The 23,840-nt window shown below is 72.2% G+C and carries 28 protein-coding genes; 8 read left to right on the top strand and 20 right to left on the bottom strand.

Annotated elements, in window-relative coordinates:
* Positions 1 to 57: 57 nt before the first annotated feature.
* From trpA to FAF44_RS11870, 9 genes are all read right to left on the bottom strand, one after another.
* A complete protein-coding gene (gene trpA / locus FAF44_RS11910; RefSeq protein ID WP_237103148.1) occupies positions 58 to 852 on the bottom strand; it encodes a tryptophan synthase subunit alpha in 795 nt (264 codons plus the stop codon).
* 128 nt (positions 853 to 980) lie between these two features.
* The gene (trpB, locus tag FAF44_RS11905; RefSeq protein ID WP_237103180.1) at positions 981 to 2,186 is read right to left on the bottom strand and encodes a tryptophan synthase subunit beta; all 1,206 of its coding nucleotides are present in this window, start codon (positions 2,184 to 2,186) and stop codon (positions 981 to 983) included.
* Positions 2,187 to 2,224: 38 nt separating this feature from the next.
* Complete coding sequence (gene trpC, locus FAF44_RS11900; protein WP_237103147.1) at positions 2,225 to 3,064, bottom strand: indole-3-glycerol phosphate synthase TrpC; 840 nt, start codon at positions 3,062 to 3,064, stop codon at positions 2,225 to 2,227.
* A gap of 131 nt (positions 3,065 to 3,195) precedes the next feature.
* On the bottom strand, positions 3,196 to 3,627 hold the full coding sequence (locus FAF44_RS11895) for a DUF2752 domain-containing protein (protein WP_237103146.1): 432 nt from the start codon (positions 3,625 to 3,627) through the stop codon (positions 3,196 to 3,198).
* 60 nt (positions 3,628 to 3,687) lie between these two features.
* Positions 3,688 to 4,263, bottom strand: coding sequence for a CD225/dispanin family protein (locus FAF44_RS11890; protein ID WP_237103145.1), 576 nt, complete (start codon positions 4,261 to 4,263; stop codon positions 3,688 to 3,690).
* 164 nt (positions 4,264 to 4,427) lie between these two features.
* Positions 4,428 to 5,051, bottom strand: a complete 624-nt coding sequence (locus tag FAF44_RS11885) for a DUF4190 domain-containing protein (protein WP_237103144.1) — start codon at positions 5,049 to 5,051, stop codon at positions 4,428 to 4,430.
* A gap of 109 nt (positions 5,052 to 5,160) precedes the next feature.
* On the bottom strand, positions 5,161 to 5,751 hold the full coding sequence (locus FAF44_RS11880) for a Trp biosynthesis-associated membrane protein (RefSeq protein ID WP_237103143.1): 591 nt from the start codon (positions 5,749 to 5,751) through the stop codon (positions 5,161 to 5,163).
* A gap of 3 nt (positions 5,752 to 5,754) precedes the next feature.
* Entirely contained in the window at positions 5,755 to 6,111 is a 357-nt protein-coding gene (gene hisI / locus FAF44_RS11875) for a phosphoribosyl-AMP cyclohydrolase (protein WP_237103142.1), read from the bottom strand.
* Positions 6,112 to 6,151: 40 nt separating this feature from the next.
* Positions 6,152 to 6,490, bottom strand: coding sequence for an STAS domain-containing protein (locus FAF44_RS11870; protein ID WP_237103141.1), 339 nt, complete (start codon positions 6,488 to 6,490; stop codon positions 6,152 to 6,154).
* A 153-nt stretch (positions 6,491 to 6,643) separates the two neighbouring features.
* Between FAF44_RS11870 and FAF44_RS11865 the strand changes: the two genes are divergently transcribed.
* On the top strand, positions 6,644 to 7,480 hold the full coding sequence (locus FAF44_RS11865; RefSeq protein WP_237103140.1) for an MEDS domain-containing protein: 837 nt from the start codon (positions 6,644 to 6,646) through the stop codon (positions 7,478 to 7,480).
* Positions 7,473 to 7,862: an ATP-binding protein gene (locus tag FAF44_RS11860; protein ID WP_237103139.1), complete on the top strand. Its 390-nt coding sequence runs from the start codon at positions 7,473 to 7,475 to the stop codon at positions 7,860 to 7,862. Before FAF44_RS11865 ends, FAF44_RS11860 begins: the two co-directional genes overlap by 8 nt.
* Before the next feature lie 5 nt (positions 7,863 to 7,867).
* On the opposite strand, the gene FAF44_RS11855 is transcribed toward FAF44_RS11860, so the two are convergent.
* On the bottom strand, positions 7,868 to 9,649 hold the full coding sequence (locus FAF44_RS11855) for an ABC transporter ATP-binding protein (RefSeq protein WP_237103138.1): 1,782 nt from the start codon (positions 9,647 to 9,649) through the stop codon (positions 7,868 to 7,870).
* Complete coding sequence (locus FAF44_RS11850; protein WP_237103179.1) at positions 9,646 to 11,424, bottom strand: ABC transporter ATP-binding protein; 1,779 nt, start codon at positions 11,422 to 11,424, stop codon at positions 9,646 to 9,648. The genes FAF44_RS11855 and FAF44_RS11850 overlap by 4 nt, the downstream gene beginning before the upstream one ends.
* Positions 11,425 to 11,539: 115 nt before the next feature.
* On the opposite strand from FAF44_RS11850, the gene FAF44_RS11845 reads away from it, so the two are divergent.
* The 3 genes from FAF44_RS11845 to FAF44_RS11835 all read left to right on the top strand — a co-directional run bounded on the left by FAF44_RS11845 (position 11,540) and on the right by FAF44_RS11835 (position 13,942).
* The gene (locus FAF44_RS11845; RefSeq protein ID WP_237103137.1) at positions 11,540 to 12,169 is read left to right on the top strand and encodes a TIGR03085 family metal-binding protein; all 630 of its coding nucleotides are present in this window, start codon (positions 11,540 to 11,542) and stop codon (positions 12,167 to 12,169) included.
* Between the two features lie 188 nt (positions 12,170 to 12,357).
* Positions 12,358 to 12,519, top strand: coding sequence for a hypothetical protein (locus FAF44_RS11840; RefSeq protein WP_169789240.1), 162 nt, complete (start codon positions 12,358 to 12,360; stop codon positions 12,517 to 12,519).
* Positions 12,520 to 12,580: 61 nt separating this feature from the next.
* Positions 12,581 to 13,942: a glutamine synthetase family protein gene (locus tag FAF44_RS11835; RefSeq protein WP_237103136.1), complete on the top strand. Its 1,362-nt coding sequence runs from the start codon at positions 12,581 to 12,583 to the stop codon at positions 13,940 to 13,942.
* A gap of 75 nt (positions 13,943 to 14,017) precedes the next feature.
* Here FAF44_RS11835 and hisF read toward each other — a convergent pair whose 3' ends face one another.
* From hisF to hisD, 9 genes are all read right to left on the bottom strand, one after another.
* Complete coding sequence (gene hisF / locus FAF44_RS11830) at positions 14,018 to 14,779, bottom strand: imidazole glycerol phosphate synthase subunit HisF (RefSeq protein ID WP_237103135.1); 762 nt, start codon at positions 14,777 to 14,779, stop codon at positions 14,018 to 14,020.
* The gene (locus FAF44_RS11825) at positions 14,776 to 15,186 is read right to left on the bottom strand and encodes a Rid family hydrolase (protein ID WP_237103134.1); all 411 of its coding nucleotides are present in this window, start codon (positions 15,184 to 15,186) and stop codon (positions 14,776 to 14,778) included. Before FAF44_RS11825 ends, hisF begins: the two co-directional genes overlap by 4 nt.
* A gap of 21 nt (positions 15,187 to 15,207) precedes the next feature.
* A complete protein-coding gene (gene priA / locus FAF44_RS11820) occupies positions 15,208 to 15,930 on the bottom strand; it encodes a bifunctional 1-(5-phosphoribosyl)-5-((5-phosphoribosylamino)methylideneamino)imidazole-4-carboxamide isomerase/phosphoribosylanthranilate isomerase PriA (RefSeq protein WP_237103133.1) in 723 nt (240 codons plus the stop codon).
* Entirely contained in the window at positions 15,931 to 16,260 is a 330-nt protein-coding gene (locus tag FAF44_RS11815) for a hypothetical protein (RefSeq protein WP_237103132.1), read from the bottom strand.
* A gap of 72 nt (positions 16,261 to 16,332) precedes the next feature.
* Positions 16,333 to 16,968, bottom strand: a complete 636-nt coding sequence (gene hisH / locus FAF44_RS11810) for an imidazole glycerol phosphate synthase subunit HisH (protein ID WP_237103131.1) — start codon at positions 16,966 to 16,968, stop codon at positions 16,333 to 16,335.
* Positions 16,965 to 17,120, bottom strand: coding sequence for a hypothetical protein (locus tag FAF44_RS11805; protein WP_237103130.1), 156 nt, complete (start codon positions 17,118 to 17,120; stop codon positions 16,965 to 16,967). The genes hisH and FAF44_RS11805 overlap by 4 nt, the downstream gene beginning before the upstream one ends.
* Positions 17,117 to 17,710 (bottom strand): imidazoleglycerol-phosphate dehydratase HisB, encoded by a 594-nt coding sequence (hisB, locus tag FAF44_RS11800; protein WP_237103129.1) that lies wholly within the window; start codon positions 17,708 to 17,710, stop codon positions 17,117 to 17,119. Before hisB ends, FAF44_RS11805 begins: the two co-directional genes overlap by 4 nt.
* Positions 17,707 to 18,777, bottom strand: a complete 1,071-nt coding sequence (locus FAF44_RS11795; protein ID WP_237103128.1) for a histidinol-phosphate transaminase — start codon at positions 18,775 to 18,777, stop codon at positions 17,707 to 17,709. Before FAF44_RS11795 ends, hisB begins: the two co-directional genes overlap by 4 nt.
* Positions 18,774 to 20,081 (bottom strand): histidinol dehydrogenase, encoded by a 1,308-nt coding sequence (gene hisD / locus FAF44_RS11790; RefSeq protein WP_237103127.1) that lies wholly within the window; start codon positions 20,079 to 20,081, stop codon positions 18,774 to 18,776. Before hisD ends, FAF44_RS11795 begins: the two co-directional genes overlap by 4 nt.
* 439 nt (positions 20,082 to 20,520) lie before the next feature.
* Between hisD and FAF44_RS11785 the strand changes: the two genes are divergently transcribed.
* The 3 genes from FAF44_RS11785 (at position 20,521) to FAF44_RS11775 (ending at position 23,447) form a co-directional block, all read left to right on the top strand.
* The gene (locus FAF44_RS11785) at positions 20,521 to 20,715 is read left to right on the top strand and encodes a hypothetical protein (protein WP_237103126.1); all 195 of its coding nucleotides are present in this window, start codon (positions 20,521 to 20,523) and stop codon (positions 20,713 to 20,715) included.
* A gap of 48 nt (positions 20,716 to 20,763) precedes the next feature.
* Complete coding sequence (gene ligD, locus FAF44_RS11780) at positions 20,764 to 21,768, top strand: non-homologous end-joining DNA ligase (RefSeq protein ID WP_237103125.1); 1,005 nt, start codon at positions 20,764 to 20,766, stop codon at positions 21,766 to 21,768.
* 248 nt (positions 21,769 to 22,016) lie between these two features.
* The gene (locus FAF44_RS11775) at positions 22,017 to 23,447 is read left to right on the top strand and encodes a serine protease (protein ID WP_237103124.1); all 1,431 of its coding nucleotides are present in this window, start codon (positions 22,017 to 22,019) and stop codon (positions 23,445 to 23,447) included.
* Positions 23,448 to 23,840: the final 393 nt, after the last annotated feature.

Here is a 23,840-nt window from a genome sequence, read left to right as displayed (position 1 = left end):
CGGCGAAAGCGCGGCCCCCGTCCGGGGAACCGCGCTCCGTGACACCGCCCGCGCGGCTCAGCGGCGCACGCCGGTGGCCATGTCCGTGGCCAGCTCCGTGACGGACGCGCGCCCGGCCGCCTCGTCGGGCGCGTCGAGGATGCGGCGGATGAACGCCGAGCCGACGATGACGCCGTCGGCGTAGGACGCCACCTCGGCCGCCTGCGCGCCCGTGCCGACGCCCAGGCCCACGCACACGGGCAGGTCGGTGTGTGCCTTCGTCCGCTTGACCAGGCCCTCCGCGGCGACGTTGACGCTCTCCCTGGCGCCCGTGACGCCCATGAGGGAGGCCGCGTACACGAAACCGGTGCAGCAGTCGACCACGGCCTTGATGCGCGCCTCGGTGGAGCTGGGCGCGACCAGGAACACCGTGTCGATGCCGGCCGCCGCGGACGCCGCCCGCCACGGCTCGGACTCCTCAGGCGTCAGGTCGGGCGTGATCGTGCCCACGCCGCCCGCGTTGGCCAGGTCGCGCGCGAACCGGTCGGCGCCGTACTTGTCGATCGGGTTCCAGTACGTCATGACGAGCGTGGCCGCGCCGGTGGCGGCCACCCCCTCGACCGTCCGCATGACGTCGGCGATGCGCGTGCCGTTGACCAGCGACCTGTGCACGGCGTCCTGGATCGTCGGCCCGTCCATGAGCGGGTCGGAGTAGGGCAGGCCGATCTCGATGACGTCGCAGCCGGCCTCCACCAGGGCCGCGGCGGCGGCGACGTCGCCACCCTTGGAGGGGAAGCCCGCGGGCAGGTAGCCGACGAGCGCGGCCCGGTTGTCCGCCTTCGCCTTGGCGAAAACCGTCTGAAGAGTCGTCATGTCTGTCCGTTTCGAAGGTCGAGTCTTCCCATGATGCCCTGCCGCGGGCCCGTGTCAGAATCCCCCGCGCCGCGCGGACGCCGGCCCGGCGCAGGCCGTCTGCCACTACCGGGGCGATGCCGGAGGGCTCAGAGGTCGAAGTACTTCATCGCCGTGCCCATGTCCTTGTCGCCGCGGCCGGAGAGGTTGACCAGGATGGTCGCCTCGGGGCCGAGCTCGCGGCCCAGCTCCAGCGCACCCGCCAGGGCGTGGGAGGACTCGATGGCCGGGATGATGCCCTCGCTCCTGGACAACAGCGCGAACGCGGCCATCGCCTGGTCGTCGGTGACGCCGTGGTAGGTGGCGCGGCCGGAGTCCTTGAGCCAGGCGTGCTCGGGGCCGACGCCCGGGTAGTCGAGGCCGGCGGAGATCGAGTGGGACTCGATCGTCTGGCCCTCGTCGTCCTGCAGCACGTAGGTGCGCGAGCCGTGCAGCACGCCCACCGAGCCGGCGGTGAGCGTGAGCGCGTGCTCGCCGCTCTCCAGGCCGTGGCCGGCGGCCTCGTAGCCGTGCAACCGGACGTCCTGGTCGCCGAGGAAGGCGTGGAAGATGCCGATCGCGTTGCTGCCGCCGCCGACCGCCGCGCACACGGCGTCGGGCAGCCCGCCGGTCAGCTCCAGCATCTGGCGGCGCGCCTCGACGCCGATGATGCGCGCGAAGTCGCGCACGATCTCGGGGAACGGGTGCGGCCCCGCCACGGTGCCGAACAGGTAGTGGGTGGTGTCGACGTTGGTCACCCAGTCGCGAAAGGCCTCGTTGATGGCGTCCTTGAGGGTCTGGGAGCCGTTGGTCACCGGGACCACGGTGGCGCCGAGCAGCTTCATCCTGGCGACGTTGAGCGCCTGGCGCTCGCAGTCGACGGCGCCCATGTAGATGACGCACTCCAGGCCGAGCAGGGCCGCGGCGGTGGCGGTGGCGACACCGTGCTGGCCCGCGCCGGTCTCGGCGATCACCCGCTGCTTGCCCAGCCGCTTGGTCAGCAGGGCCTGGCCCAGCACGTTGTTGATCTTGTGGGCGCCGGTGTGCGTGAGGTCCTCGCGCTTGAGCACGATCCGGGCGCCGCCGGCGTGCTCGCTGAAGCGCGGCACGTCGGTCAGCGTGGTGGGGCGGCCCGCGTAGGTGCGCAGCAGGTGGTCGAACTCGCGCAGGAACTCCGCGTCGTTCTTGGCCTTCTCGTAGACCGCGGCCACCTCGTCGAGCGCGGGGATGAGCGCCTCGGGCACGTATCGGCCGCCGAAGATGCCGAACTTGCCGTGCACGTCGGGGTCGTCGCCGTACGCGCCGTTGCCCGCCAGGTCGGCGGCGGTGAGGATGGTGCCTTCGTTTGCCACTGCTATCCCTCTGCTGAGTGGTCGGGGCGCGTCGACGGATGAGCGCCGGCCGTCACCAGCGCCTCCACTGCCTTGCGCGGGTCCTTGCCGGTGACCAGGCTCTCCCCCACGAGGACGGCGTCGGCGCCGCCACGGGCATAGGCGAGCAGGTCGTGCGGGCCGCGCACGCCCGACTCGGCAATCTTGAGCACATTATCGGGGATCTTCGGCGCCAGCTTCGTGAAGACGTCGCGATCGACCTCGAGTGTCTTCAGGTTGCGCGCGTTGATCCCGATGACCCGGGCCCCGGCGGCCACCGCCCGCTCGAGCTCGTCGTCGGTGTGCACCTCGACCAGCGGGGTGAGCCCGATCGACTCGGCCCGCTCGATGAGCGACACCAGCGCCTCCTGCTCCAGGCACACGACCATGAGCAGGGCGAGGTCGGCGCCGTGGGCGCGGGCCTCCCAGAGCTGGTAGGAGGTGAGGATGAAGTCTTTGCGCAGGATCGGGATGTCGACCCGGGCGCGCACCGCGGCCAGGTCGTCGAGGCTGCCGCCGAACTTGCGCCGCTCGGTCAGCACGCTGATGACGTGGGCGCCGCCCGCTTCGTAGTCGGCCGCCAGCGCGGCCGGGTCGGCGATCGCGGCGAGCGCGCCCTTCGACGGGCTGGACCGCTTGACCTCGGCGATCACCGAGACGCGGTCGCCGCCCAGCGCGGCCATGGCGTCCCTGGGCGCCTGCGCCCGCTCGGCCCGCTGCTTGAGCTCGTCAATCGAGACGGCCTGCTGACGTGCGGCGAGGTCGGCGCGCACCCCTTCGAGGATGTCGTCAAGGACGCTCGGCCCTTCCGTCCGCTCACTCACGCGCTTGAGGTCCCTCCGGTCGGCTTCTGGGGGCGGCGGAGAGTTCGCGTCGCGTCCGCTCTCTGCCTTGTCCTGCGATGGTATCGGCCCCTGCGGGGTCACCTCACCACCGGTCCCCGTGTCGAGGCCGGTCAAGGCGCGAGGAACGCCCCGAAGGGCAGGTTACGGACGACCCAGTAGATCATGACGATCGCGAGGAACGCCCACAGCCACGCCGGGTGCGCCAGCGTGGTGCGCCGCGGCCTGCCCTGCCACGCCCGGACCACCCATCGGCCCCACCAGAACACCAGGAGCGGGATCATGGCGACGGCGAGGGGGTTGAGGCCGAGGGCGGCGACCGGGTCGAGGTGGGCCAGCGCGTGAATGGTGCGCAGCGAGCCGCAACCCGGGCAGTACAGGCCGGTGAGCCACAGGAACGGGCAGGTCGGGTAGTGACCCGGCTCGTTGGGGTCGACCATGCCGACGACCGCGAACACGGCTCCGGTGGCGGCCGCAACACCGAGCGGCGCGAGCAGCTCCTTGACGCGACGCGTCCCTTGCCGCCCGGTTGTTGCGAGGCTCATGGTCCCAGTATCCGCCTTCCGGTGCGTACGCTGATCCGTGGTGCGGTCTGAGCGGCCGGATCAGTACGTCGACGTGGACACGCTGGCGGCCAGGATCACGAAGAACAGCACGTAGGCGATGACGATCAGGCCGAGGCCGATGGCGCCCACGATCAGGCTGCGCTTCCACCACGTCTTGGCCTCGTCGGCCGCCTGCTGGGCGCCGGCGTAGTCGCCGATCTGCCACTTCTGGTTCACCTGCGACGACTTGATGATCGCCACGATGCCCAGGGGTAGGCAGCAGAGCAGGGTGGTGAGGATGGCCGGGACGAGCTGGTTGTCCGGCGGGTTGCCACCGCCGCCGGGCGCGCCGTAACCGCCGCCGTAGCCACCGCCGGACGGAGGCTGCTGGCCGTAACCGCCGCCGTAGCCGCCGCCGCTCGGGGGCTGCTGGCCGTAACCGCCGCCACCGGACGGAGGCTGCTGACCGTAGCCACCGCCGTAGCCGCCACCGCCGGACGGGGGCTGCTGGCCGTAACCGCCACCGCCGGACGGAGGCTGCTGACCGTAGCCACCGCCGCTCGGCGGCTGCTGGCCGTAACCGCCGCCAGGTGGCTGCGCGCCGTAGCCGCCGTCGCCCTGGTTTCCGTAACTCATGCTAATGACCCCTCATGTCGTCATCTTTGAGTTCGAGTTGCGCGCGGCAGCCTAGCGATAAAGCATCTTCTACGTGGACGAACGTCCATTTTGCGGACAATTCGTAATCGGACCGCAAGCGGCTCGTCACGGTCCGGCTACGCGCGTCTCACGTTACCGGCGGGTTAATACTCGTACGTGGACGACGTCGCGGCGGCGCTCAGACCGAGCATCCACAGGAAGAAGCCGCCGAAGAACACCCAGCACAACACCCAGATGACCACGGTGATGTACGACGTGACCAGGCCGCCCATGGCCAGGCCCGAGCCGTCCTCGCCGGTCTTCTTGATCCGGTTGAGCGCGATGTGCCCGAGGATCACGCCCGGGATGCTGGTGAGCCCGCAGAAGGCCAGCCCGATGATCCCGAGGACGAGCGAGGCCACCGCCATGCCGTTGGTCGGACGCGAGGGCTGCGGCGGGCCGTACGGCCCGTAGCCCGGCTGACCGTAACCGGGCTGCCCGTAGCTCTGCTGGCCATAACCCTGCTGCCCGTAACCCTGCTGGCCGAAGCCGCCGCTCGGGGGGAGCTGGCCGTAGCCGAGGTTCTGCGGGTGGCTGGGCGGCTGATCGCCGTACCCGCCGCCGTAGCTCGGCGGCTGCTGCCCGTAACCGGGCTGCTGGCCGCCCCCGCTCTGAGGCTGCTGACCGTAGCCGCCGCCGTAGCCGGGGGGCTGCTGGCCGTAGCCGCCGTCCCCGCTCGGCGGCTGCTGGCCGTAACCGCCATTGGCGCCCTGATCCCCGTAGGTCATGAGCTGGCTCCTCAAAGGTTCGTCGCGAGTTGCAACGGCAGCTTATTGAGGAAACGTTTGCCAAGCAGACAAGGCTTCAGAACAGTGGAGGATTCGCCAGCGCCGCGCCTCAGCGGCGATCGGTCGGGTCGTCTCCCCTGTCGAGCGCGTCCCAGAGCGCCTTGTCGTCCTTGACCTGCGCTTGCGCGCCCTGGGCGGGGTCGCGCTCGTACCGGGCCGACATGCCGGCCCATCCCGGGCCGCGCACGATCGCGACGACGCCGCCCGCCACCATCAGCACGGCCCCGGCCGCCGCGACGACCGGCCAGACGGGCACGACCTCCCACGGGACGTCGGTGACGCCGCGCAGCGCGTTCTGCTCGCTCAGCCAGCCGGTGACGTTCGCGCCGCGCAGCGCCGTCCAGGTCGCCACCGCCGCGCCCGCGCCGCACAGCGCGACCAGCGCGCCGACGAGACGGCGGCCCACTCCTTGCGTGGCCAGCACCGCCACCACCCCGGCCAGTCCGGCCAGCGCCACGGGCGTCAGCGCGGGGCTCAGGTCTCCTCCCGTGGGCGCCGCCGACTCCCCCTGCGTGACCCGCACCCAGGCGCTGCCCGCGGCGATCAGCACCAGGAGGCAGCCGAGCGCGGTCGCCGCCACCCAGCCCCACAGCTCCCGGCGCGCGGCGGCCGGCCTCTCGGCACTCGTACGCGTGTCCACGACCTAGCCGAGCGCGATCTCGAGCCGGTCGGCGTCGAAGCAGGTGCGCTCGCCCGTGTGGCACGCCGCGCCCACCTGGTCCACCTTGACCAGGACGGTGTCGCCGTCGCAGTCGAGCGCCACCGACTTGACGTGCTGGACGTGCCCGGAGGTGTCACCCTTGACCCAGAACTCCCCCCGGCTGCGGGACCAGTAGGTGGCCCTGCCGGTGGTGAGGGTCCGGTGCAGCGCCTCGTCGTTCATCCAGGCCAGCATGAGCACCTCGCCGGTGTCGTACTGCTGGGCGACGGCGGGCACCAGGCCCTCGGGGTTGCGCTTCAACCGGGCGGCGATCTTGGGGTCAAGGGACATGCCATCCATTCAACCAGCCATCCCCTCCGCCCCGCCCACCGCGCGCCGGTCAGGCGGTCAGGGCCGCCGACAGCGTGTCGTAGATGGGGAACAGCGGCGCCAGGTTGGTCCGCCGCAGGCGGCGCAGCACCTGCCCGTCCTGCGCCACCAGCGCCATGGTCCCGTTCCGGTCGCGCAGCGAGGCGAGCATCCGCACGAGCACCCCCAGCCCCGTGGTGTCGATGAAGGTCAGCCCGCTCAGATCGACCACCAGCCGGGGTTCGGGCGTGGCCACCGCCTCGTCCAGGCACCTGCGCACCTGTGACACGTTGTCCAGGTCCATCTCGCCCGTCAGGCTGACCACCACGAGTTCCCCGTGTCGGCGCCTCGACATCTCCAGCACATCCACGCCCATGCTCCTCATTACCCCTCCCGTGGGCGGCCCCGCCGGAAAAGGTACACCTGTCTGCATCGCGTCACAGTAGGTTTTGCAGAGAATGCGCTACGTGATGGCGGGGATCAGGGTAATTTCGTCCGGACGAGTGCTTGGGGGAAGGTCATCGTGGTGCACGTCGCGGGCTCCGTCCTCGATCCCGATCTCGGTGATCACGTCTGCCTGCCGTTCGACGGCGAGCGGGAGCGGATGACGGCGACCCGGCTGTTCACGATGAACGGGCTGCGCCGGCGGACCAGAGTGGTGATCATCACGCACACCGACAGCCCCGAGCGGACGCGCGGCTGGCTGGCGCCGCTGGTGCCCGGGTTCGCCGACGCCGAGTCCGCGGGCCGGATCGAGATCCTGGCCAGCGCCGAGACCCACTTCACCGGCGGCAGCCTCGACCCCGGGCGGGTGTGCGCCGGGCTGGCCGACGCCTACGACCGGGCCCGCAAGCACGGCCAGCACGGCGTGTACGCGCTGGTCGACGCGTCCTGGGGAGTGGACGACGCCCCCGGGCAGGCGGCGTTCGAGGCCGCGACGAACGAGCTGTTCGGGCAGCGCTGGCTGGCCGCGGTCTGCCAGTACGACCGGGCCCTGTTCCCCCGCGAGGCCATCGACCGGGTCTCCGCCGTGCACCCGATCTCGCCCGAGCAGGCGCAGTTGCGTTTCGCCGGCTCGTGCCGGCCGCCGGGCCTGCGGGTGTGGGGCGACATCGACCTCACCAACCGGCCGGCGTTCGCCTCGCTGCTGGCGCGGCTGGAGAAGGAGCCCGGGCCGGTCGTGATCGACGCGTCCGGGCTGGACTTCATCGACGCCGGTTCGGCGCGGCTGCTGACCGCCACGGCGATGGCCCGGCCACGCGGGGCCACCGAAGTCGTGTGCCGCGACCCCGTCGCCCGGGTGCTCCGGCTGATCAGGGCGGACGAGTTCGTCACCGTGCGCCGGGTGGGCGATGTGTAGACAGGTGCTCTGCGCCGCCTTCGCGCGGGGGCGCATCACGTCGCTGCGCCGCACGGTCGCCGAGCACGCCGGCCACGAGGGGGTGACCGGCAGGCGGCTGGAGGACTTCGTGCTGGCGGTCAACGAGCTCACCACCAACGCGGTCGTGCACGGCGGCGGGCACGGGCGGTTGCGGCTGTGGTCGACCGGCGGGCGGCTGTGGTGCGAGATCAGCGACGAGGGCCCCGGGCTGCCCGCCGGCTGGATGGGCGACATGCGCCCGCCCGGCGGGTTCGAGTCCCGCGGGCGGGGCCTGTGGCTGACCAGCATGTTGTGCGAGCACATCACGATCGTGTCCGGGCCCGCGGGCACGACCGTGACCTTCGCCGCCGTGCGCGGATGACGTGCCTACGAGCGGGCCGCCGAGACCCACGAGGCGTGCAGGTCGGCGTACACGCCCGGCTGCCCGACGAGTTCCGCGTGCGAGCCCCGCTGCGCCAGCCGGCCGCCGTCGAAGACCAGGACCTCGTCGGCGTTCTCCGCCGTGGACAGGCGGTGCGCGATGGAGACCGCCGTGCGGCCCCGGGTGACGCCTTCGAGGGCGCGCGCCAGCCGTACCTCGGTGGCGGGGTCCACCGCCGAGGTGGCCTCGTCCAGCAGGAGCAGGTCGGGGTCGGCGAGGTAGGCGCGGGCGAGCGCGACGAGCTGGCGCTCGCCGGCCGACAGGGACTCGCCGCGCTGGCCGACCGGCGTGTCGAGGCCGGCGGGCAGGCCCTCCAGCCAGTCGGCCAGGCCCAGCTCGGTCAGCGCCAGCTCGATCTCCTCGGCGGTGGCCGCGGGCTTGCCGTAGCGGACGTTGTCGGCCAGGGTGCCGTCGAACAGGAAGCCGTCCTGCGGGACCATGACGATCCGCTCGCGCAGCGAGGAGAAGCGCACGTCGCGCAGGTCGTGGCCGTCCACGGTGACACGTCCGGCGGCGGGGTCCATCAGCCTGGTCAGGAGCTTGGCGAACGTGGTCTTGCCCGAGCCGGTCTCCCCCACGACGGCGACGCGGGAGCGGGGCGGGATGTCCACGGTGACCTCGCGCAGCACGGGCGCGCTGCCGGGGTAGGAGAAGTGCACGTTCTCGAAGGCGACCTCGATGGGGCCGCGCGGCAGCTCGACGCCGGCCTCGCCGGGATCGGACACGTCGGCCGGGGTGTCGAGGACGCCGAGGATGCGCCGCCAGCCGGCGACCGCGTTCTGGGCCTCGTTCAGCACCTCGGTGGCGGTCTGCAGCGGCGCGACGAACAGCGTGACGAGGAACAGGAACGCCACCAGCCGCCCCTGCGTGATGTCGCCCGACAGGCCCAGCCGCACGCCGAGCAGCACGATCCCGGCGATGGTGACGGCGGCCGCGATCTCGGTCAGCGGGAAGACGATCCCGACGATGGTCTGCGCCCTGGTCTGGGCCTTCCTGTTGGCGTTCACGGCCTCGTCGATGCGTTCGGCGGTGCGCCGCTCGGAGGCGTAGGCCCTGATGACGGTGGCGCCGACGACGGACTCGCTGACCGCGGCGAGCATGTCGCCGGTGCGCTCGCGCACGATCGTGTACGCCCGCGACAGCAGCCGCTGGAAGCGCGGCAGCGCGATCATCAGCGGGACGAAGCAGAGCCAGACCAGCAGCGTGAGCTGCCAGGAGTAGACGACCATCAGCACCGTGGCCACCAGAAGCTGGCCGAACGCCACGATGATCATCAGCCCGCCCCATTGCATGAAGGTGCTGATCTGGTCGATGTCGTTGGTGACGCGGGAGACCAGGGCGCCGCGGCGTTCGGTGTTCTGGGTGAGCACCGACAGGTCGTGGACGTGGCGGAAGCCGCGTACGCGCAGGGTGGCGAGCGAGGACTCGGTGGCCCTGTACAGGCGGACGTTCATCACGTACCCGGCCAGGGCGGTCAGCACGACCGCCGCCGCGCAGACCAGCACGGCCTGGGTGATGTACGGAAGGTCGGGCGTGCCGCCCTTGAGCCCGGTGTCGATCGTCTGCTGGACGGCGATCGGCACGATGATCTTGCCGATGGTGGCGACGACGGCCAGCGCCAGCGTGCCCGCCAGCCCCTTGCGGAACTCAGGGGTGAGCGAGAGGCCGTGGCGGATGACGTCCAGGGCGGAGCGTTCGGAGTCGCGCCGGATGCTCTGCGCCGTCATGCGCTGACCTCCTCGATGTCGATGTCGATGGCGGCGCGTTCGGCCTCTTCGCGCTCGTAGGCGGTGACCAGGTTGCGGTAGCCGGCGCAGCGCACGATCAGCTCCTCGTGCGTGCCGCGGTCGGCGACGCGGCCCTTGTCCAGGTAGACGATCTCGTCGGCCAGCGCGATGGTGGCCATGCGGTAGGCGACGACCACGACGGTGGACGCCTCGGCCGCGTCGCGCAGGCCGTGCAGGATCTTGGCCTCGACCTGCGGGTCCACGCTGGAGGTGGCGTCGTCGAGGATGAGCAGGCGGGGGCGGCGCACGACCGCGCGGGCCAGGGCCAGGCGCTGGCGCTGGCCGCCCGACAGGGAGGCGCCGCGCTCGCCGACGCGGGTGTCCAGGCCGTCGGCCAGGCGGCCGACGAAGCCGTCGGCCTGCGCCAGGCGCAGGGCGGCCCGCACGTCCTCGTCGGGGGTCTCGCCGCCGAGCGCGACGTTGCCGCGCACGGTGTCGTCGAACAGGAACGTCTGCTGCGGCACCAGCGCCACCGAGCCGGCCACGCCGCCGTACGGGAGCTCGCGCAGGTCCACGCCGTCGAGCAGCACCCGGCCCGAGCCGGGGTCCACGAGGCGGACCAGGAGCTGGACCAGGGTGGACTTGCCGGACCCGGTGGGCCCGACGAGGGCGACGGTGCGGCCCGCGGGCACCTCGAAGGTGACGTCGTGCAGCACCTCGGCCTCGCCGTAGGCGTAGGAGACGTCCTCGACGGCCAGCCCGGCCGGGCCCGTGGCGGTGTTGGCGGCGGAGCCGTACTCCATGGAGCCGGTCGCCTCCAGCACCGACTGCACCCGCTGCCAGCCGACGACGCTGCGCGGCAGTTCGGCCAGCACCCAGCCGAGCGCCCTGATGGGGAAGGAGAGCAGCGTGAACAGGTAGGCCACCTGCACCAGCCCGCCGGCGTCGATCGCGCCGGCCGACATCCGGGCCGCGCCGACGGCCAGCACCGCGAGCACGCCGAGCGTGGGCAGCGCCTCCAGCATGGGGTCGAACAGCCCGCGTACCCGGCCCACGGCGATGTTGGCGTCGCGCAGTTCGTGGGCGCGGCGCTGGAAGCGCTCGGTCTCCAGGTCCTCCCGGCCGAGCGTCTTGACGACGAGCGCGCCGTCGAAGCTCTCGTGCGCGATCTCGCTGACCTCCGCGCGCAGTTGCTGCGCGCGGGTGGCCAGGGGGCTGAGCCGGCGCTGGTAGACCAGGTTCAGCACGGCGATGGCGGGGAAGATCAGGAATCCCACGAGGGCGAGCACGACATCGGTGAGCAGCATCGCGACGGCCGCGGTGAACAGCATGACGATCACGCCCACGGCCATCGGCAGCGGCGCGAGCGGCGCCCAGGCGGCCTCGGCGTCGGCGGAGGCGTTCGACAGGAGCTGGCCGGTGGGGTGGCGGTGGTGCCACGACAGCGGCAGGCGCAGGTACTGCTTGGTGACGTCGCGGCGGGAGCGGGCCTGCATGCGGTACTGCATGACGCCGGCCAGGATGCGCCGGCCCGCGACGCCGAGCGCCTTGAGCAGCGCGGTGCCGAGGATCAGCAGCGCGCCGGTCCACATCGCGCCCGCCGTGACCCGGCCGTCGGCGAACGACGTCAGCACCAGGTTCTGGGTCGCCCACCCCAGTGCCCAGGCGGAGGCGACGGTCATGCCGCCGTAGACGGCACTGGCCAGGACGGCCAGCGTGAACACCGCCTTCTCCGTACGAATGGCCACCCCAAGGACACGAAGCCCTTGACGCATCACGGCCGAGGTGACCTTCGTCGCCACTCGGGGGGTTCCTCTCTAATTCTGATGTATCTCCGTATGTCAGTATCACTCCCGATCATGCGGTTATTCCCGACGGTAGGGTTGGGACGTGACTCATGCTCGTGACGAACGCTCCGCGCTCTGCGACCTGCTCGACCGGCTCGGCCCGGACGCGCCGACCTTGTGCACGGGCTGGACCACCTACGACCTGGCGGCCCATCTGGCGCTGCGCGAGCGCCGTCCCGACGCCATGGGCGGCATCGGGATCAAGGCCCTGGCCGGCTACACCGCCTCCGTGCAGAACCGGCTCAAGGCCCGCCACCCCTACCCCGATCTGGTCTCCGTCGTCCGCCGGCCGGGCGGCGTGTACGGCCTGCTGCCCGCGCTCGACGAGGCCGTCAACACGCTGGAGATGTTCGTCCACCACGAGGACGTGCGCCGCGCGCAGCCGTCGTGGGAGCCGCGCGAGCTGCCGCCCGAGCTGGAGGCGGTCATCTGGAAGCGGGTCGCCACCGGCGCCCGGCTGATGCTGCGCAAGTCACCGGTGGGCGTGGTGCTGCACCGGCTCGGCGGCGGCGTGGTGCTCGGCGGCCCGCGCGGGGGCGACCGGGTCGAGGTCACCGGCCGGGCGGCCGAACTGCTGATGTTCTGCTTCGGCCGGCAGGCGCACGCCCGCGTGGAGCTCACCGGCGACCCCGCCGCCGTCACCCGCCTGCGCGAGGCGGCACTCGGCCTCTGACGTTCTCCTGGATTGCGCGGCACCGCGGAAAACCCATGCCGGAAGTCACTCGTGGGCAAACTCCTGCCCGTACGATGGCATGAGTAAGAAGCCCCCCGGTTAGGATCATGTACATCTTCACAGAAGATGCCTAAGGATCGCCCAGATCCGGGTATATACGGCTGGGAATGGACTGCAGGAGGCCCCCCATGCAGGTCAAGAAGGTGATCACCTACGTGGCTGTCGCGTTCGTGGTCTTCTACCTGTTCACCCGGCCGGCCCAAGCCGCCGCCGCGGTCAACGGTGTGTTCGACGGAATCATTCAAGGAGCTAATCAGTTGGCCGTGTTCTTCTCAAGTGTTCTGACCTGACCGACGGCACTGTCTGCGGCGGGTGCTTCCCCGCGCTGCCAGATCGTGTTACGCAGGCAGGATGAGAGATCGCCCCAGCGGTACCACACCTCATCAGCTCGACCCGCACGCGCGGCGCATCCTCGAGCGAGCCGAGCTCGAGGGCATCGAGCTGATCCGATTCCTGTACGCCGACCACGCAGGCGTCATCCGCGGCAAGGCGGCGTCCCGGTCGCGGCTGGCCGAACGGCTGGGTACGGGCATCGGGCACACGGTGGCGATGATGGCGATGAACATGCTCGACCAGCTCCAGGAGGTCGAGCAGATGGGCCCGGTGGGCGAGGTGCGCATCGTCCCCGACCCGGCGACGTATGTACCACTGCCGCACGCCCCTGGCGCAGCCGCCATGCTGTCGGACCTGCGCCTGCCGGACGGAACCCCCTGGGGGGCGTGCGCGCGGACCTTCCTGAAGGACGCCATCGCCGAGCTCAGGACCGAAGGGTACACGCTGGTGGCCGCGTTCGAGCCCGAGTTCACGCTCGGCCGGCGACTGCCCGACCCGGCCGGCGGCTACGACCGGCTCGTGCCGCTCGACGACTCACTGTGCTACGCCACCACGGGCTTCGACGCCGCACACGACTACACGATCAAACTGGTCCGCGCCCTGGAGACGCAGGGGCTGCGCGTCGAGCACTACCACCCCGAACTCGGCCCCGGCCAGCAGGAGCTGTCGGTACGCCACGCGCCCGCCCTGCGCGCCGCCGACAACCACGTCATCTACCGCGAGACCGTGCGCGGCGTGGCCACGCGCATGCAGATGTGGGCCTCGCTGGCCCCCAAACCACTGGCCGACCAGGCCGGCAACGGCGCCCACCTGCACCTGTCGCTGTGGCACGACACGCGCAACGTCTTCGCCGAGGACACCGAGGTCCGCGACGGCTTCATCGGCGGCCTGCTCGCCCACCTGCCCGCCCTCACCGCGCTCACCTGCGGCAGCGTCAACAGCTTCCGCCGCCTGGCGCCGCGCACGTGGGCCGGCGCCTACGCCGTGTACGGGCCCGACAACCGCGAGGCCGCGATCCGGGTGTGCTCGCCGCTCGGCGAGACCGGGGAGCCGAACCTGGAGCTGAAGCCCTCCGACTCCTCCGCCAACCCCTACCTGTCGCTGGGGGCCGTCATCCACGCCGGGCTCGACGGCATCCGGCGCAAGCTCGACCCGGGAGAGGCCGTGGACGTCGATCCCGACACCCGGCCCGGCCGCTACCCGCGCCTGCCCGGCTCGCTCGACGAGGCCCTGGACGCGCTGGAGGCCGACGAGGTGCTCATGGAGGCGCTCGGGCCGCTGCGGCGCAGCGCGTACCTGGCGGTCAAGCGGTCGGAGGCGGCGGCGTTCGCCGCCAGGGACGCCTCCTACGAGCTCTTTCACCACCTGCGGGTGTTCTGAACACCCCCGGCAGGCGGACCGGCCGCGCCCCGGACCGCCGAAGCGGGCCCGGGACGCGACCGCGAGCAGGCCGGGTCAGCGGACCGGGTGGCCCGCCATCCGGAGCGTGTCCTTGACCTCGGAGATCTTCAGCGTGCCGAAGTGGAACACGCTGGCCGCCAGCACCGCGTCGGCGCCCGCCGCGACCGCCGGAGGGAAGTCCTCCAGCCGGCCCGCGCCGCCGCTGGCGATCACCGGCACCCGCACCGCCGCCCGGACCGCGCGCAACATCTCCAGGTCGTAACCGTCGAGCGTGCCGTCGCCGTCCATCGAGTTGAGCAGGATCTCGCCCACCCCGAGCTCCTCGCCCCGGGCCGCCCACTCCACGGCGTCGATCCCGGTGCCGCGCCGCCCGCCGTGCGTGGTGACCTCGAAGCCGCTGGCCGTGCCGGCGGCCCGGCGCGCGTCCACCGACAGCACCATGCACTGCGCCCCGAACCGCCTGGACGTCTCGGTGAGCAGTTCGGGCCGGGCGATGGCGGCCGTGTTGAGCGAGACCTTGTCGGCCCCGGCCCGCAGCAGCCGGTCGACGTCGTCGACCGAACGCACTCCCCCGCCGACGGTGAGCGGGATGAACACCTGCTCGGCTGTCCTGCGCACCACGTCGAGCATCGTCTCGCGCTCGCCCGAGGACGCCGTGATGTCGAGGAAGGTCAGCTCGTCGGCGCCCTCCTCGTCGTAGCGCCTGGCCAGCTCGACCGGGTCGCCCGCGTCGCGCAGGTTCTCGAAGTTGACGCCCTTCACCACTCGCCCGGCGTCCACGTCGAGACAGGGGATGACTCTTACCGCTACGGTCATGTTCGCAGTGCCTCGATTTCGATCTCGACCAGCATTCTTGGGTCGACCAGCCCGGCCACCCGCACCCCGGTGCAGGCGGGGCGGACCTTGCCGAAGACCTCGTTGATGGCTCGCCCGACGGGGTCGAAGTGGCGCTGCTCCACCACATAGTAACGGACCATGACGACGTCCTCGCTGGTCAGGCCACCCATCAGGACGGCCTCCAGCGCGATGCCGAGTGCCGTCAGGCTCTGCTGGTAGGCGTCGCCGACATGGCGTACCTCTCCGTGGACCGTGGCCGTGCAGCCGGACACGATCACCCGCTCACCCGCGACCACCGCGCGGGCGTAGCCGTACTTCTCCTCCCAGATGCCGCCAGAGAACACTCTGTAGCCGGTGCTCTCCATGCCGATGCTGCTTGCGCTCATCTCGCCCCCTCCCGGCAAGAATCACACGCGTACCGCGGAAAGCGCCTCTTCCAGCGTGAACGCGTGAGCGTAGAGGGCTCTTCCCACGATGGCGCCCTCCACTCCGGCCGGGACGAGAGAAGACAGAGCCCGCAGGTCATCGAGGCTGGAAACACCGCCGCTGGCGATGACGGGCCGGTCGGTACGGGCGCAGATCCGGCGGTACAGGTCGAGGTTCGGGCCCTGGAGCATGCCGTCCTTGGTCACGTCGGTGACCACGTAGCGGGGGCAGCCGTCGGCCTCGAGCCGGTCGAGCACCTCCCACAGGTCGCCGGCGTCCTGGGTCCAGCCGCGCGCGGCCAGGGTGGTGCCGCGCACGTCGAGCCCGACCGCGATCCGGTCGCCGTGCTCGGCGATGATCTTCCGGCACCATTCGGGGTTCTCCAGCGCGGCGGTGCCGATGTTGACCCGGCGGCAGCCCGTGGCCAGCGCGGCGGCCAGGGTGTCGTCGTCGCGGATGCCGCCCGACAGCTCCACGTCCACGTCGAGCCGGCCGATCACGTCGGCGATCAGCTCCCGGTTGCCGCCCCGGCCGAAGGCGGCGTCGAGGTCGACCATGTGGATCCACTCGGCGCCCGCCTTCTGCCAGGCCAGCGCGGCGTCCAGGGGCGTGCCGTGGACGGTCTCGGTGCCGGCCTCACCCTGCGTCAGGCGGACGGCCTGGCCGTCCACGATGTCCACGGCGGGCAGCAAAACGAGCGACATTCAGGTCCTCCGGTCGAAAGCGAGGGTCACGACAACGGGCGCGAGCAGCAGCGAGAAGACGAAGACGGCGAAACTGAGCGGGAACGACCCCCAGACCAGCCAGACGATCACCTGGACGAGCAGGAACCCGAGCGCCACCACCGCGTTCTGGGCGCGGTGGCGGCGGGCGAGCACACCGCCCTGGCGGTAGAACCGCACCGGGCGCGGGACCAGGCGGGCCAGCAGGGTGCGGCGGCGCGCCCGGCGGGTCTGCCGCTCCTCGTTGGCGCGCATCGCGCGCGCCCGCTCGGCCTCCCGCTCGGCCCTGCGGCGCGCGCGTTCCTTGCTCATGGCATGTTCACCGCACTCATCAGGGTCACCGGGCTCGTCGGGGTCACCGGGCTCATCGGGGTCAGGCTGCGCTCACAACGTGCGCAGCCAGTTCCGCAGCAGCGCGGCCCCGGCGTCGCCCGACTTCTCGGGGTGGAACTGGGTGGCCATGAGCGGGCCGTTCTCCACGGCGGCCACGAACGGCACGCCGTGCTCGGCCCACGTGACGACGGGCTCGGCGAACCCCTCGCCGGTGCGCAGCTCCCACTCGCGCACCCCGTAGGAGTGCACGAAGTAGAAGCGGGTGGCCGCGTCGAGCCCGTCGAACAGCACGCTGTCCCCGGGCACCTTGACGGTGTTCCACCCCATGTGCGGCAGCACCGGCGCGTCGAGCCGCTCGACCGTGCCCGGCCACTCGCCGCAGCCCTCGGTCTCGACGCCGTGCTCGACGCCCCTGGCGAACAGGATCTGCATGCCGACGCAGATGCCCAGCACCGGACGGCCACCGGACAGCCGGCGGCCGACGATCTGCTCGCCGCGCACGGCCCTGAGGCCCTTCATGCACGCCTCGAACGCGCCCACGCCCGGCACGACGAGCCCGTCGCACTCCAGCGCCGCCTCGAAGTCGGGCGTGACGGTCACCTCGGCGCCCGCCCTGGCCAGGGCGCGCTCCGCCGAGCGCAGGTTGCCCGAACCGTAGTCGAGCACCACGACGTTCTTCCCGCTCACCGCCACAACACCCCCGCCGTGATCGCCATCGCCGCGCCGAGCGCGCAGACGGCCGCACCGATCTTGAGACCCTGCCTGATGAGGGAGATCACGCCACCGACCAGGAACAACCCCAGGAAGATCATCACGATGGCGAGCACGTTGTCGGTCATAGCACGCCCTTGGTGCTGGGCACCCCGGTCGCCCGCGGGTCGCGCTCGGACGCCGCGCGCAACGCCCTGGCCAGCGCCTTGAACTGGGCCTCGACGATGTGGTGGGCGTTGCGGCCGTAGGGGACGCGCACGTGCAGGCACACGGCGGCCTGCGCGACGAACGACTCCAGGATGTGGCGGGTCATCGTGGTGTCGTACTCGGGGCCGATCATCGGGGCCATGCCCTCGGGCTCGGAGTGCACGAGGTAGGGACGGCCGGACAGATCGACGGTGACCTCCGCGAGCGACTCGTCGAGCGGGCACGACGCGTTGCCGAACCGCCGGATGCCCGACTTGTCGCCCAGCGCCTCGCGGAACGCCCCGCCCAGCGCGAGCGCGGTGTCCTCGATCGTGTGGTGCGAGTCGATGTGCAGGTCGCCCTCGGTCTTCACGGTCAGGTCGAACAGCCCGTGCTTGCCGAGCTGGGCCAGCATGTGGTCGAAGAAGCCGACCCCGGTGGCCACCTCCACCCGCCCGGTGCCGTCGAGATCCACCTCGACCAGCACCGAGGTCTCCTTGGTGACACGCTCAACGCGCCCTACGCGGCTCACAGCACTCCTTCCAGGGCGGCGCGGAAGGCCGCCATCTCCTCGCCCGTGCCGATCGAGACACGCAGCCACTCCGGCGGGCCCACCTCGCGGATGAGCACCCCGCGCTCCAGCATCCCCTCCCACACCGCGCGCCGATCGGGGAAGCGCCCGAACAGCACGAAGTTGGCGTCGGAGTCGGCCACCTCCAGGCCCTTGGCGCGCAGCCACGCCACCGTGCCGTCGCGCTCGCGCCGCAGCTCGTCGACCGTGCCGAGCAACTCCTCGCGGTGCCGCAGCGCCACCCGCGCCGCCACCTGGGTGAGCGTGGACAGATGGTACGGCAGCCGCACCAGCAGCAGCGCCTGCACCACGGCCGGGTGCGCGGCCAGGTAACCCAGCCGGGTGCCGGCCATCGCGAACGCCTTGGACATCGTCCGGGTGACGATCAGCCTCGGGTGCGCGGGCAGCAGCGTGAGCGCCGACGGCGTGCCCTCGCGGGCGAACTCGGCGTAGGCCTCGTCGACCACCACGATGCCGGGCGCCGCCGCCGCGACCGCCTCGATCGTCTCCAGGGGCAGCGCGGTGCCGGTCGGGTTGTTCGGCGAGGTGACGAAGACGACGTCGGGACGGTGCTCGTCGATCGCCGCCACGGCCTTGCCGGGGTCGAGCGAGAAGTCGTCCTCGCGGCTGGCCCTGACCCACTCGGTGCTGGTGCCGCCGGTGATGATCGGGTGCATGGAGTAGGACGGCTCGAACCCCATGGCGGAGCGACCGTGGCCGCCGAACGCCTGCAGGATCTGCTGGAGCACCTCGTTGGAGCCGTTGGCGGCCCACACCTGCTCGGTGCTCAGCCCGTGGCCGAGGTAGGCGGCCAGGCCGGCGCGCAGCTCCACAGCGTCGCGGTCGGGGTAGCGGTTGAGCTCGCCCGCCTGCGCCCCGATCTCGGCGGCCAGGTCGGCGACCAGTTCGGCGGAGGGCGGGTACGGGTTCTCGTTGGTGTTGAGCCGGTACGGGACGTCGATCTGGGGCGCGCCGTACGGCGTCTTGCCCCGCAGGTCGTCGCGGATGGGCAGATCGTCGAGGTTCACTCGGGCACTCGCCAGTCGAATCGGGCGCGGATCGCCGCGCCGTGTGCGGGCAGGTCTTCGGCGTCGGCCAGGACCGACACGTGGGCCGCCGCGCCCGCGAGGGCCTCGCGGCTGTAGTCGACGACGTGGATGCCGCGCAGGAACGACTGCACCGACAGGCCGCCGGAGTGGCAGGCGCAGCCGCCCGTGGGCAGCACGTGGTTGGAGCCGGCGAGGTAGTCGCCGAGCGAGACCGGCGCGTAGGCGCCCACGAAGATCGCTCCGGCGTTGCGCACCCGGGCCGCGACGGCCGCCGCGTCGGCGGTGTGGATCTCGAGGTGCTCGGCGGCGTAGGCGTCGACCACCTTGAGGCCGTCGTCGATCGAGCTCACCAGCACGATGCCGGACTGCCGGCCGCTCAGCGCCTCGGTGATGCGCTCGGAGTGCTTGGTGGCCGAGACCTGGCCGGGCAGCTCCTTCTCGACCGCGTCGGCCAGCTCGGCGCTGGTGGTGACCAGCACGGCGGCGGCAATCGTGTCGTGCTCGGCCTGGCTGATCAGGTCGGCGGCGATGTGCACCGGGTCGGCCGTCTCGTCGGCCAGCACGGCGATCTCGGTCGGGCCCGCCTCGGAGTCGATGCCGATGCGCCCCTTGAGCAGCCGCTTGGCCGCCACCACCCAGATGTTGCCCGGCCCGGTGACCAGGGTGGCCGGCGCGCACTCCTCGGTGCCGTACGCGAACATGGCCACGGCCTGCGCCCCGCCCACGGAGTAGACCTCGTCGACGCCGAGCAGCTCGCACGCGGCCAGGATCGTGGGGTGCGGCAGCCCGCCGAACGCCTTCTGCGCCGGGCTGGTCACGGCCAGCGAGCCGACGCCCGCCTCCTGGGCCGGCACCACGTTCATCACCACGCTGGACGGATAGACCGCGCGCCCGCCGGGGACGTAGAGGCCCACCCGCTCGACCGGCACCCAGCGCTCGGTCACCGTGCCGCCGGGCACCACCTGGGTGGTGACGTCGGTGCGCCGCTGGGCGCGGTGGACCAGCCTGGCCCGCCTGATGGACTCCTCCAGCGCCGCCCTGACCCTCGGGTCGAGCTCGGCCAGCGCCCGGCTCAGGGCCTCGGCGGGGACACGGGCGGAGGCGTTGTCGACGCCGTCGAACCTGGCGGTCAGCTCCCGTACGGCCGCCGCCCCGCGATGGCGCACGTCGTCGCAGATGGGCCGCACCTTCTCCAGGGCGGCCTCGACGTCGATGTCGGCGCGGGGCAGCACGTCGCGCAGGCTCTCGGGCAGAGAACCGCGCATGTCAATACGGGAAATCACGCAGACAGTCTACGGAGTCCAGGCCCTGAATCTGGTTCTGTCCAACATCCGGACACGTTCCCGGCGTGTCACGCGAGCCCGGCGAAGCCGCGGGGCGGGCGCTCGCCGACGCGCGCCCCGCGGCCGTCATCGCCCCGGACCGGGCCTGCCGAGGCGGACGCGCCGTGGCCGTCACGGGGGCACGGCCACAGCAGGGGAACGTTCAACCGGTCCGGCCACTTCTGCCCGAGAGAGACGGTTCCTAACGCTTTTCACCAAGAAAAACGGGGCCTGACCAAAACCCACGTCAAGATGTTCCCGCGACGGGGCGCGGGCCGTCCCCCCGCAGCGCGACGGCGTCATGGCGGGGTTCGCGCCGCCCCGGGCGCGGGGTCAGGCGCGGCCCCGGGGGGCCCGTGCATTACGTGTCCATTATGTCCGGGCCTCTACGCTTACCGGCATGGGACAGTGGCGCGGCCCCGACGGGATCCTGGTCGAGGCGATCATCCTCGATGATCGTCCGCTGCTGCGTGTCTCCCATCGGGTCAACGGCCGTACCTACCTGCGCGGTTACTGCGCCACGGTCTCCGAGCTCGGGCAGCACGGCGTTGATCTGGCCGAACTGGTAGAAGACAGACCTCTTGACCATCTGTAGACCCCTGCCCGGCGCTGCCGTCCAGGCGGACCGGGTACGGCATGCACCATGGTGCGGCTGCCGGCCTACGCGCCGATGCTCGCCCAGCTCGGCACCCTGACCTCCGTCCAGGGCGCGGACTGGGCCGTGGAGATGAAGTGGGACGGCGTCCGCGCCCTGGCCTACGTCGAGGGCGGAGCCGTCCGCCTGACCTCGCGCAACGGCAAGGACATCACCCCCGCCTACCCCGAACTGCAGCTCATGGCCGGCGCGACCGACGGGCACGCGGCCGTGCTCGACGGCGAGATCGTCGCCTTCGACGAGGCCGGACGGCCCAGCTTCGAGGCGCTGCAACCCCGGATGCACCAGCGCAACCCGGCGGCCGTGGCCGAACTGTCCAGGGCCGTGCCGGTGACGTACATGGCCTTCGACATCCTGCACCTCGACGACGACCCCGTGATCGCGCGGCCGTACACCGAGCGGCGGGAACTGCTGGAGGGCACGCTGCGGCCCGGGTTCCGGTGGCAGGTGCCCGTCTGGTTCCCCGACCACGCCTCGCGGGCGTTCGAGTCCTCACGGCAACTCGGGCTCGAAGGGGTCGTGTGCAAGCGGATCGGCTCGCCGTACCGGCCCGGCCGGCGCAGCGGCGAGTGGACCAAGGTCAAGAACGTCCGCACCGCCGAGGTCGTCATCGGCGGCTGGCAGCCCGGCGGCGGACGGCGGACGGGGACGATCGGCTCACTGCTGCTCGGCGCGTACGACCCGGGCGGGCGGCTGCGCTACGTCGGCCACGTCGGCACCGGGTTCACCGAGGCCATGCTGCGCGACCTGCGCGAACGCCTGACCCCCCTGGAACGGCCCGACCCGCCGTTCGACGAGACCGTGCCGCGCGAGCACGCCCGCGCCGCCCACTGGGTGGCCCCCCGGCTGGTCGGCGAGGTGCAGTACGCCGAGGTCACCGGCGACGGGCGGCTGCGCCATCCCTCGTGGCGCGGACTGCGGCCCGACCGCGAGCCCTCCGAGGCGAGCACCGCCGGGATCCTGCGCGGCGAGGACGGCGCCGTCGCGGGCTGATCGACCCGACACACCACCCCGGACTACTCTTCGTTTCCTTATGGTGACTTACAGTAATCAGAAGGTTATCGAGCCGTTCGGGGGACAACTGTGCAGAAAACTCTGGTCACCACCCTCACCACGCTGGCCGGCGTCACCCCGCAGCCTCCCAGACCGCCGCCTCCCAGACAGCGCCATCCTCCCAGACCGCCGCCTCCCAGACCCTGCTCGCCGGGCTGCTCGCCGACAAGACCGTACCCGCCGGCCAGGTGCCGCTCGCCGTCCAGCCCGACGCGCCGCCCGCGCGGCAGGAACGGTCCTGGGGCGCGGCGGCGTCCCCGCTCATGCGCCCGGCGCGGGCCGTACGCTACTGGACCGCCGACAAGCAGGCCAAGGCCACCACCACCGACCTGCCGATGAGCGTGCCGACCCCGGGCAAGGACAAGGACGCCGACACGGACACCGGCGACCGCCGGGGAGCGGCGGCCCGGCTGCTCAGCGTCCCCGCCGCCAAACGCATCACCCCCGACGGCGACGCCAACGGCTACGCCCGTGTGGCGCGGCCCTACACGGCCACCGCCTACAGCCGGATCAGCGGCCGGCTCTTCTTCGTCAACGCGGCCGGGCACGGCGACTCCTGCAGCGCCTCCGTGATCCGCTCGGCCGCCAGGCTGCTCGTCGTCACCGCGGCCCACTGCGTGTACGGCCTGCCGGAAGGCGCGGCGACCGGCCGCTGGCACACCAACTTCGCCTTCGTCCCCGCCTACGACGGGCGAGCCTCCGGCGTGCGCCGCCGCGAGCCGTACGGACGCTGGGGCGGACGCCAGGCGTGGAAGCCCGACAACTACACCGGCGCGCCCGGCGGCGACTGGAACTCGATCTACGACATCGCCCTCATCGAGGTCGGCCGGCGCAACCGCACCCTCCAGGACGCCGTCGGCGCCTTCACCCCCATGCTCAACCAGGGCGGCCGGCACACCATCACCACCACCGGCTACCCGGGGCTGCTCGGCAGGAAGCCGTACGACGGCCGCGACCAGCTCTGGTGCCTCGGCAGGACCAGGCAGGCCCAGGGCATCGCCCACACCGGCACCATGCTGGCCGCCCGCGCCGCCGACCTGGCGTCCGTGGCCGGACGGCTGGAGACCGACAACTGCCACCTGTTCAAGGGGCACAGCGGCGGGCCCTGGATCCTCAAGGGCACCGGCGACCTGGTCGGCGTGCTGTCCGCGGGCAAGGAGGACGGCGAGAGCGACGGCAACTCCGTCGCCAACGCGCTCAACGTCGAAGGCTACGGCGCGATCGTCAAGCGGGCCGATCCGCGCGGGGTGTACGACTCGCTGTCGGTCAGCCTGTCCCGCCTCGACCGGCCGGCCCGGCGCGGCGGCACCGCCACCGTCACCGGCACCGTCACCATGCGGGGCCTGATGGCCGCCTCGCAGGTGCCCGTCACGTTCAGCCTGCCGCGCGGCGTCAGCCTCGTCTCCATCAGCGGAGCCACCTGCCGCACCGGCGAGCGGGCGGCCGCCTGCGTGATCGGCTCCATCCGCCCCGGCAGGCCGGTACGGCTCCAGGCACGGGTCCGCGTGGCCGACGACGCGCCCGCCCGGCTGCCCATCGTGGCCCGCGTCGTCTCCACCCGCCTGGACCCGACACAACGCGACAACACCAGCACCCTGCGCCTCCCGGCCACCGGCTGACCCGGCGCGGACACCTTCTCCAGGAACAACCACCCGCCAGGGGCCGGGGCCTCCGAACCGGAACGGCCATCCGTCCAGGGGCCGGGGCCCGGAACAGGAACGGCCGCCCGTTCAGGGCCGGGCCTCCGGACAGGGACCGCCACCGAGTCAGGGGCCCCGGCCCTCGGGGCGGGGACCACTGGCCGTCAGGGGCCCGGCTTCCGGGCGCGGAAGGGGCCTCACGCGGCGGCCGGGGCCGGTTCGCGGAGGGTGCGGGCCAGCAACCAGGCCAGCACCGGGAACACGATCAGGCACGCCAGCGCCGTCCGCAGCGAGGCCGCCTCGGCCACCGCGCCCACCAGCGGGCTGGCCAGACCGCCCACACTCACCGCCAGCCCCAGGGTGACGCCGCCG

The sequence above is a fragment of the Nonomuraea sp. MG754425 genome, assembly GCF_021699195.1.
In the GTDB taxonomy this organism is placed as follows: domain Bacteria; phylum Actinomycetota; class Actinomycetes; order Streptosporangiales; family Streptosporangiaceae; genus Nonomuraea.
The sequence above is the reverse complement of the archived record's forward strand: the minus strand, read 5'-3'. Positions and strand labels throughout refer to the sequence as shown.

Bases quoted from the DNA above. Each gene is read 5' to 3' on its own strand.
- hisI (WP_237103142.1), bottom strand. From the start codon at position 6,111: ATGGATGGCATGTCCCTTGACCCCAAGATCGCCGCCCGGTTGAAGCGC.
- FAF44_RS11850 (WP_237103179.1), bottom strand. From the start codon at position 11,424: ATGCGTCAAGGGCTTCGTGTCCTTGGGGTGGCCATTCGTACGGAGAAG.
- FAF44_RS11855 (WP_237103138.1), bottom strand. From the start codon at position 9,649: ATGACGGCGCAGAGCATCCGGCGCGACTCCGAACGCTCCGCCCTGGAC.
- FAF44_RS11840 (WP_169789240.1), top strand. From the start codon at position 12,358: ATGCAGGTCAAGAAGGTGATCACCTACGTGGCTGTCGCGTTCGTGGTC.
- trpA (WP_237103148.1), bottom strand. From the start codon at position 852: ATGACGACTCTTCAGACGGTTTTCGCCAAGGCGAAGGCGGACAACCGG.
- FAF44_RS11890 (WP_237103145.1), bottom strand. From the start codon at position 4,263: ATGAGTTACGGAAACCAGGGCGACGGCGGCTACGGCGCGCAGCCACCT.
- FAF44_RS11860 (WP_237103139.1), top strand. From the start codon at position 7,473: ATGTGTAGACAGGTGCTCTGCGCCGCCTTCGCGCGGGGGCGCATCACG.
- hisF (WP_237103135.1), bottom strand. From the start codon at position 14,779: ATGACCGTAGCGGTAAGAGTCATCCCCTGTCTCGACGTGGACGCCGGG.
- FAF44_RS11835 (WP_237103136.1), top strand. From the start codon at position 12,581: ATGAGAGATCGCCCCAGCGGTACCACACCTCATCAGCTCGACCCGCAC.
- FAF44_RS11825 (WP_237103134.1), bottom strand. From the start codon at position 15,186: ATGAGCGCAAGCAGCATCGGCATGGAGAGCACCGGCTACAGAGTGTTC.
- FAF44_RS11885 (WP_237103144.1), bottom strand. From the start codon at position 5,051: ATGACCTACGGGGATCAGGGCGCCAATGGCGGTTACGGCCAGCAGCCG.
- FAF44_RS11805 (WP_237103130.1), bottom strand. From the start codon at position 17,120: ATGACCGACAACGTGCTCGCCATCGTGATGATCTTCCTGGGGTTGTTC.
- FAF44_RS11895 (WP_237103146.1), bottom strand. From the start codon at position 3,627: ATGAGCCTCGCAACAACCGGGCGGCAAGGGACGCGTCGCGTCAAGGAG.
- FAF44_RS11815 (WP_237103132.1), bottom strand. From the start codon at position 16,260: ATGAGCAAGGAACGCGCGCGCCGCAGGGCCGAGCGGGAGGCCGAGCGG.
- priA (WP_237103133.1), bottom strand. From the start codon at position 15,930: ATGTCGCTCGTTTTGCTGCCCGCCGTGGACATCGTGGACGGCCAGGCC.
- ligD (WP_237103125.1), top strand. From the start codon at position 20,764: ATGGTGCGGCTGCCGGCCTACGCGCCGATGCTCGCCCAGCTCGGCACC.
- FAF44_RS11785 (WP_237103126.1), top strand. From the start codon at position 20,521: ATGGGACAGTGGCGCGGCCCCGACGGGATCCTGGTCGAGGCGATCATC.